The organism is Teichococcus aerophilus (genome assembly GCF_014490485.1).
Lineage (GTDB): Bacteria > Pseudomonadota > Alphaproteobacteria > Acetobacterales > Acetobacteraceae > Pseudoroseomonas > Pseudoroseomonas aerophila.
In genome coordinates, this window is sequence record NZ_JACTVA010000015.1 from 1 (window position 1) to 7347 (window position 7347).

Here is a 7347-nt window from a genome sequence, read left to right on the forward strand (position 1 = left end):
CCGCCGCGCCTCCTGCCGCGCCGGCAGGCACCGCGCCGCCTGCCACCGGTGCAGGGGCTGCGGCACCGGCCAACGGCGCCGCCGCCGCCATCCCGGGGCTGGAGGCGCCTCTGCTGGCGCCGAACACGCTGGGCGGGCAGCTGCTGGTCGGCGTCTCCCAGCGCATGGAAGCGGTGTCGGACCAGGTGATCGCGGCGGCGCAGGCGGTGACGGACCTGCCGGGCATCCTGGCCTGGTCCTCCACCGTGGCGCGGGACCCGGTGACGCAGGCGCGGGTGCTGGATGCCTCCTGGAAGCTGCTGCTGCTGTTCGGCCTGGGCCTGCTGGCGGAGTGGCTGGCCCGCCATGCCCTGCGCGGCTGGAAGGAGCGGCTGGACGCGGCGGCACCGTTGGAAAGCGCACATGGCTGGGCACGGCTGCGCCTCATGCCGCTGGTATTGGGCCGGTTGGTGCTGGACCTGCTGCCGGTGGCCGCCTTCGCGGTCGTGTCATACGGGCTGATCGGCACGGTGCGGCCGCTGCCGACGACGCAGCTGCTGATGCTGATCGCCAACAACACCTACATCTTCGGCCGGCTGATCCTGGCGCTCAGCCGCATGCTGCTTTCGCCGGCCGCGCCCTCCCTTCGCCTGGTGCCATGGGGAGACCTGCCGGCGGCCTATGTCTCGCTCTGGCTGCGGCGGCTGACCATGGTGGTGATCTGGGGCTACGCGCTTTCCGAAGCCGGGCTGCTGTTCGGCCTGCCCTGGGGCGCCTACGACGCCATCCAGCGGCTGATGCTGCTGATCGTCTCGCTGTTCCTCGGCATCATCGTGCTGCAGAACCGCGTGGCGGTGGCGCGGCTGCTGCGCGCGCCGCCGCTGAAGGAGCACGAAAGGCCGGACCGCACCCGCCGCAGCCTGCGCAGTGCGCGGGACCGGCTGGCCGAGATCTGGCACATCCTGGCCATCCTGTACCTGCTGGCGCTGTGGAGCGTCTGGGCGCTGCAGATCCAGGACGGCTTCTCCCGCCTGCTGGGCGCCAGCGCGGTGACGGTGGTGGTGCTGGCGGTGGGCAAGCTGCTGGACATGGCGGTGCGCGGGCTGATCACCCGCGGCTTCCGCGTCTCGCCCGACCTCTCCAGCCGCTATCCGGGGCTGGAATCCCAGGCCAACCGCTACGTCTCCCTGTTGAAGGGCTGTGCCTCGGCGGTGCTGACGCTGGTGGTGGTGCTGGTGCTGCTGGAAGTCTGGGGCATCGATTCCTTCGGCTGGTTCGCCCCCGGCGCGCTGGGCAGCCAGCTGCTGCGCTCCGGCCTCTCCTTCGCCTTCACCGTGCTGATCGCGGTGGTGGTGTGGGAGGTGGCGAATGTCGGCATGCAGCGGCACCTGGAAAAGCTTTCCCGCGACGCCGATGCGGCGAGGAGCGCCCGGCTGCGCACGTTGCAGCCCATGCTGCGCACCACCCTGGCCGGCGTCATCCTGCTCTTCGTCTCGCTCAACCTGCTGACGGAGATCGGCGTCAACGTCGCGCCGCTGCTGGCAGGTGCCGGCGTCATCGGCCTGGCACTGGGCTTCGGCTCGCAGAAGCTGGTGCAGGACGTCATCACCGGCATCTTCCTGCTGCTGGAGGATGCAATGACGGTGGGCGACGTCGTCACCCTCGGCACCAAGTCCGGCGTGGTGGAGCAGCTCTCCATCCGCTCGATCAAGCTGCGGGACTTAGATGGCAGCCTGCACATCATCCCGTTCAGCGCGGTGAACGGCGTCACCAACATGACGCGCGACTTCTCCTTCGCCATGTTCGACATCCAGATCACCTACCGCGAGAATACCGACCGGGTGGTGGATGTGCTGACCGCCCTGTGCACCCAGATGCGCGCCGAGCCAAAATGGGCGCCGGCCATCCGCGACGAGATGGAGGTGATGGGGGTGGAGCGGCTTTCCCCCGACGGCCCGGTGGTGCGCGTGCGCATCAAGACCGAGCCGATCCAGCGCTGGAACGTACGGCGGGAGATGCATCGCCGCATCAAGTTGCGTTTCGAGGAACTGGGCATCGAGATTCCGGCGCCCCGCCAGCGCCTGACATTCGATGGGCCGGAGCAGCAGCAGGACCGCGCTTTCGGCCCGCCGGCGCCCTGAACTCAATGGCGAAATGCGCCTGACGCATGGCCGGTCTGCGCCCGCCAGCTTGTGGCGGGCGTGGAACGGTGCGTATCCTCACTACATGAGCCGTCCAGCATCCACCGGGATGATGATTATTAGCGGCCCGGCCGCCTAAGCGCCCTGCGGGGGGCAGCGGCCGGGATAGCCCCGCACGCCTCATCGCAGCAGCGCCACAGCGTGGCGCATACGTCCCGGATTTTTACATCATGTCAGATCTTTCCCCGGCCCTTACCGTCGCCCGCTTCGTCGTCGTGGCCGATGCCTATCCCGGCCTGCTCTCCCGTGTCCTGGAACCGCTGGCCAAGCGGGACCTGGTGCCCGACCGTGTCCGCGCCCAGCGTGAAGGCGAGTTGCTGCGGGTGGAGCTTGGGCTCGACGCCATGCCGGTGGAGATGCTGCATCTCGTCGCCGGTAATCTCGGCCAGATCATCGGCGTCCGGCGCGTGGAGGCCATGGAAGGCCGCCACATCCGCCTTGCCAGCGCTGCCTGACGGACGGCTGATGCCGCGAGGCAGGGGCGTGCCCTGCCTCGAAGAAGCCAGGGCCCGGCTGGGCCTATGGAAAGAGCGTGGGGCCGAACCACGATCCCGATGCTTCAGGCATACGAAAAGGGCCTGCATCCCACGGGGATGAGGCCCTTTTGACGTTCAGCGTGTGGCCGATCAGGCCGCCTGGCTAGCCTGGCGGTTCTTGCCCTGGCTGGTAGCCATCTTGGTCAGCAGCGCGTCGGTCTGCTTCTCCTCGGCCAGCGTCTCGTCCAGCAGCGCGACGATGTCGTTCTTGCCGGCCTGCTTGGCCCAGGCGGAGAGGGTGCCGTAGCGCGCCATCTCGTAATGCTCGATGGCCTGGCCGGACGCGATCAGGCCGGCGTCGCGCACCGCGCTGGGCTGCGGCGACTCCTCCAGCAATTCCTCGCATTCCTCGATCAGCCCGTTGATGGCCTCGCAGGTCACGCCCTGGGCCCGCTTGCCGAGAATCTCGAACACCTGCTGCAGGCGCTCGATCTGCTGCTGCGTCTGCTCCCGGTGGAGCATGAAGGAATCGCGCAATGCCGAATCCTCAGCAGCCTTCGCCATCTTCGGCAAAGCCTTCAGGATCTGCCGCTCGGCGTAATAGATGTCCTTGAGCGTGTGCAGGAACAGGTCGTCGAAGGTCTTGATCCCGGCCATCGGTCACTCCTCTGCGGATTTGAAATGGTAGCGAGAGGGGCGGGGCCTGGTGGCCGCCGCCCCCGATCTTGTCAGCCCGTGGCCTTGTCAGCCACGTCCGCCGTGGCTGTTCTGGCCGCCCTTTTGGCCGGCCTGGCTGGCCTTCTCCCGGTCCTGGGCGAAGTTGCCGCCGGAGGACTGGCCACCCGAGGACTGCCCGCCCTGCGAGCCGCCACCATGGCTGGCCTGGCCGCCCTTGCGGCCGGCTTCGGCGGCGAGTTCATGATCCTGGGAGAAGCTGCGCTTCTCGGCGGGGACGCTCTGGCCGCCCTGAGAGGCGATGTCCTTCTGCTTCTTATCGTCCATCGAACCGAAGCCGCGATTACTCTGGGTCATTCTAGCCTCCTTTCTTTCCATCCCGCCCCTGTTCTCAGAAGCGGTTATGATTTTAACACTCCTGGCGGGGATAAGGTTTAGGTGAAAATTCGTAAATCTAAAATCTATACTGTGAAGGACCAGCTTTTACTGATCAGGCAGCGCTTGCCGTCTCCTGCATCCAGGCGCGGTGGCGCAGTTCGTCTTCATGGGCACGCTTGAAGATCTGCAGCGCCTCGGCCGGTGCCGCCGAATGCTGGCTGGCCCGCTCGTAGGCGGAGACGGTGTCTTCCTCGTTGGATTTCATCGCCCGCAGCGTCGCGGCATCGCCCATGATGCTGGCCATCGCCACCTTGCCGGTGGTCAGCAACTGCTTCGCGTCACCTTCCATCGGTGCCTCGGCGCCCGCGGTGCCGGCCAGTTGCGTCAGTTCCTGGACATGGCGGTCATGGTCGGCCTTGAAGGCGGCGATCTGCTGCGCCCAGGCCTTGTTATCCAGCCGCTGGATCGTCTGCTCATAGGCGGCGATCGCGTCGTGCTCCAGCAACAGCAGGTTGCGCAGCAGCTTCTCGTAGGTGGATTCCGTCCCGACGGTGGTGACCATTCTGTCCTCCTGTGCTGGTGAACACCCTTAAGGATGCCTGCCATAAACAGGTCGGACGCAAAGGTGTTGCGCCGCCCGCGGGCGGGCGGCGATCACCAGACTGTAAGGCTGGCCGTGCCTAAGCCTGATTCAGCGCGATCAAGCTGCGCCGCACTTTCTGGCCGCGATGGATACGGTCCTCGATGAAATCGGCCTGTCCCCAGCGCACCGCGCGGCCCAGCGCCTGGGCATCTTCGCTGAAGCGCGCAAGCATCTCCAGCAATGCAGGGCGATTGTTTAGGAAGATGTCGCGCCACATGTTCACGTCGCTGGCGGCGATGCGGGTGAAGTCGCGGAAGCCGGACGCGGCGAATTTCAGCACCTGCTCCTGCGTCTCCTGCGCTAGGTCATCCGCGGTGGAGCAGATGGTGAAGGCGATCAGGTGCGGAAGGTGGCTGACGATGGCAACGACCTTGTCATGCGTCGTCGCATCCATCGTCTCCAGCATGGCGCCGGAGCTGCGCCACAGCTCCGTCACCCGTTCCACCGCGCCGGGGTCGGTGCCGGGGGGCGGCGTCAGGATTACGTAGCGGCCTTCGAACAGCGTGGCGAAGCCGGCGTCGGGGCCGGAATACTCGGTGCCGGCCATCGGGTGGCCAGGCACCAGGTGCACGCCCTCCGGCAGCAGCGGTAGCAGGTCCCGTAACACGGAACCCTTGGTGGAGCCGGTATCCGTCAGCACCGTGCCCGGCGAGAGATGCGGCGCGATCTCCGCCATCAATTGGGCAAAGCCGCCGACGGGCACACACAGAATGACGCCGTCGCAGTCCAGCACGGCCTTGGCCGCGTCGGTTTCCACCACGTCGGCGATGCCAAGCTCCGCCACCCGGGCGGCGACGCCCGGGCCGGTATCGCAGGCCACCAGCGTGCCGGCGATATCGCCGCGCTCTTTCGCCACGCGGGCGATGGAGGAGCCGATCAGGCCCAGCCCGATGATGCACAGGCGGCGGAACAGCGGCCCGCCGCCTTCAGCGGCGCCGTTCGCGGCAGCTTCTGGCTCAGCCATGCGAGAAGGCGGTCAGCGCGTCGATGACCATCTGGCATTCCTCGGCGGTGCCGATGGTGATGCGCAGGCACTGCGGCAGGCTGTAGCCGCCCATGGCGCGCACGATCAGCCCGCGCGCCTTCAGCGCGGCGTCGGCGGCCTTGGCACGCTCCGGCTGGCCGAAATCGAGGAGGATGAAATTGGTCTGGCTCGGCCACACCTTGATGCCGGCGGCTTCCAGCGCCGCCACCACCTTGCCGCGCCATTCCAGATTATGGGCGACCGACTTCTCCTCCCAGCCTTCCTCCGCCAGGGCGGCGACGGCGGCGGCCTGGCTGGCGGCGGCGACGTTGAAGGGGCCGCGCACGCGGTTCAGCGTGTCGATGATCTCGGGGCTGGCATAGCCCCAGCCCACCCGCATGCCGCCCAGGCCGAAGATCTTGGAGAAGGTGCGCAGCATGATGGTGTTGCCGGCGGCATCCACCAGCGCCTCGCCGGCGTCGTAGCCGGGCTCGGTCACGTACTCGGCGTAGGCGGAATCCAGCACCAGCAGCACGTCGTCCCGCAGTCCGGCGCGCAGGCGGGCGATTTCGGAGGAGGGCAGCAGGGTGCCGGTCGGGTTGTTCGGGTTGGTGATGAAGACGATCCGCACGCGCGGCCCGGCGGCGGCGGCGATCATGCCGTCGATATCCGCCTTCATGTCGTGCTCGGCCACCTTCAGCACGCGGGAGCCGGCGTAGCGGGCGGCGATGTCGTACATCATGAAGCCGTAGGCGCTCATGACGACCTCAGTGCCCTCGCCGCCATAGGCCAGGCAGAGGTGGGAGATCAGTTCGTCCGAGCCGTTGCCGCAGACGATCCGCGCAGGGTCCAGCCCGAACTTGGCGCCGATCGCCTCCCGCAAGGCGCGGGCGCTGCCGTCCGGGTAGCGGTGGGCCTCCCGCGCCGCCTGGGTGATGGCCTCGATCGCCTTGGGCGGCGGGCCGAAGGCACCCTCGTTGGAGGAGAGCTTGATGATGCGGTTGACGCCCGGGATCTTCGACTCGCCGCCGACATAGGGCTCGATGGTCAGGATGGAGGGGCGCGGCAATACGGTCATGCGGGCAGGTCTTCCGTCTCGGGCTCGGCATAAGCGCCGAGAATCTGGATACGCTGGAAGGGCAAGGAGGCGAGGCGAGGGTCGTCCGGCGCCAGGAAGCCCTGCACCTCGGCCAGCGCCATGGGGTTCGGCAGGTCCCGCCGCAGCAGCCAGCGGGTGGGCAGGCCGATCGCGGCGAAGGCGGCGGCGATTCGCGGCCTGGTATGCTCCGCCTCCGGTTCCAGCCGCAGCAGGGTGCGGTCCCGCCCGGTCGGCTCCGGCACGATGGGGGCGACGACGAAGGCCTGGGGCTCGGCGCCTTCCCTGGTGGCCAGGAAGGGCAGGCCGGCCACCACCTGCAGCCGGGGCGCTTCCATCTGCACCCACCATGGGGCTTCCATGGGCTCGCCCTCCGCCGGGGCAGGCATGATGGCCACGGTGGCCTCGCCGCTGGCGACGGCGGAGAGCACGCGGGACGGGGTCGGGTAGAGCTTCAACGGAGTCAGCAGGCCGAAATGGCCGCGCGCCAGCTGTGCCTCCACGCCCTCGGCAGTGCCCGGCGCCGCCATGTTGAACGGCCCCTGCTGCGCCAGGGAACTGGAGATGATGTCCCGCCACAGCCGCACCACCACGCCGCGCGGCAACGGCCCGGCATGGCGGGCCAGCAGGCGGCGCAGGATGGCGGCCTCCCGCCCCGGGCGGAAGCTGGGCGCGGTGCCCTTGGCGCGGCTGGCGGCCATGTGCGCCGAGAGCCCGGCGCGCTGCATCAGCAGATCGTGCATCGCGGTGTCGATCCGGTCGATCTCCCCGCGAAGGGCGGCCAGGTCGCCAGCCTGCGGCAGCGCGGGTGGCGGCTGGTCCGGGGACTGGTCGGTCGGCACGGCCTCCACCGCCGCATTCTGCGGGGAGGGGGGCATCACCGGGGACGGGGCGGGGGGCGTGGGGGTCTGGTCGGGCATGGCGGCTGGCCAGCA

At 68.6% G+C, this 7347-nt stretch carries 8 protein-coding genes; 2 read left to right on the top strand and 6 right to left on the bottom strand.

The window, feature by feature from the left end:
• A partial coding sequence (locus IBL26_RS10310) for a mechanosensitive ion channel family protein (RefSeq protein ID WP_187784400.1) occupies positions 1-2120 on the top strand: 2120 nt, incomplete at its 5' end.
• Between the two features lie 230 nt (positions 2121-2350).
• Complete coding sequence (locus IBL26_RS10315; RefSeq protein ID WP_187784401.1) at positions 2351-2635, top strand: hypothetical protein; 285 nt, start codon at positions 2351-2353, stop codon at positions 2633-2635.
• A gap of 171 nt (positions 2636-2806) precedes the next feature.
• Here the strand turns inward: IBL26_RS10315 and IBL26_RS10320 are convergent, their stop codons facing one another.
• From IBL26_RS10320 to IBL26_RS10345, 6 genes are all read right to left on the bottom strand, one after another.
• Positions 2807-3313, bottom strand: a complete 507-nt coding sequence (locus tag IBL26_RS10320) for a YciE/YciF ferroxidase family protein (protein ID WP_187784402.1) — start codon at positions 3311-3313, stop codon at positions 2807-2809.
• An 87-nt stretch (positions 3314-3400) separates the two neighbouring features.
• Complete coding sequence (locus tag IBL26_RS10325; protein ID WP_187784403.1) at positions 3401-3688, bottom strand: con-10 family general stress protein; 288 nt, start codon at positions 3686-3688, stop codon at positions 3401-3403.
• 133 nt (positions 3689-3821) lie between these two features.
• Complete coding sequence (locus IBL26_RS10330; protein ID WP_187784404.1) at positions 3822-4271, bottom strand: DUF2383 domain-containing protein; 450 nt, start codon at positions 4269-4271, stop codon at positions 3822-3824.
• A gap of 118 nt (positions 4272-4389) precedes the next feature.
• Positions 4390-5316 (bottom strand): prephenate dehydrogenase/arogenate dehydrogenase family protein, encoded by a 927-nt coding sequence (locus tag IBL26_RS10335; protein ID WP_187784405.1) that lies wholly within the window; start codon positions 5314-5316, stop codon positions 4390-4392.
• Positions 5309-6394: a histidinol-phosphate transaminase gene (hisC, locus tag IBL26_RS10340; protein WP_187784406.1), complete on the bottom strand. Its 1086-nt coding sequence runs from the start codon at positions 6392-6394 to the stop codon at positions 5309-5311. Before hisC ends, IBL26_RS10335 begins: the two co-directional genes overlap by 8 nt.
• The coding region (locus IBL26_RS10345) for a chorismate mutase (protein ID WP_206684190.1) at positions 6391-7347 on the bottom strand (957 nt) is incomplete at its 5' end. The genes IBL26_RS10345 and hisC, both read right to left, overlap by 4 nt.

What these genes read in the sequence shown, in the direction of transcription:
- IBL26_RS10315 (WP_187784401.1), top strand. Translation starts at nt 2,351, where the DNA reads ATGTCAGATCTTTCCCCGGCCCTTACCGTCGCCCGCTTCGTCGTCGTG.
- IBL26_RS10320 (WP_187784402.1), bottom strand. Translation starts at nt 3,313, where the DNA reads ATGGCCGGGATCAAGACCTTCGACGACCTGTTCCTGCACACGCTCAAG.
- IBL26_RS10325 (WP_187784403.1), bottom strand. Translation starts at nt 3,688, where the DNA reads ATGACCCAGAGTAATCGCGGCTTCGGTTCGATGGACGATAAGAAGCAG.
- IBL26_RS10330 (WP_187784404.1), bottom strand. Translation starts at nt 4,271, where the DNA reads ATGGTCACCACCGTCGGGACGGAATCCACCTACGAGAAGCTGCTGCGC.
- IBL26_RS10335 (WP_187784405.1), bottom strand. Translation starts at nt 5,316, where the DNA reads ATGGCTGAGCCAGAAGCTGCCGCGAACGGCGCCGCTGAAGGCGGCGGG.
- hisC (WP_187784406.1), bottom strand. Translation starts at nt 6,394, where the DNA reads ATGACCGTATTGCCGCGCCCCTCCATCCTGACCATCGAGCCCTATGTC.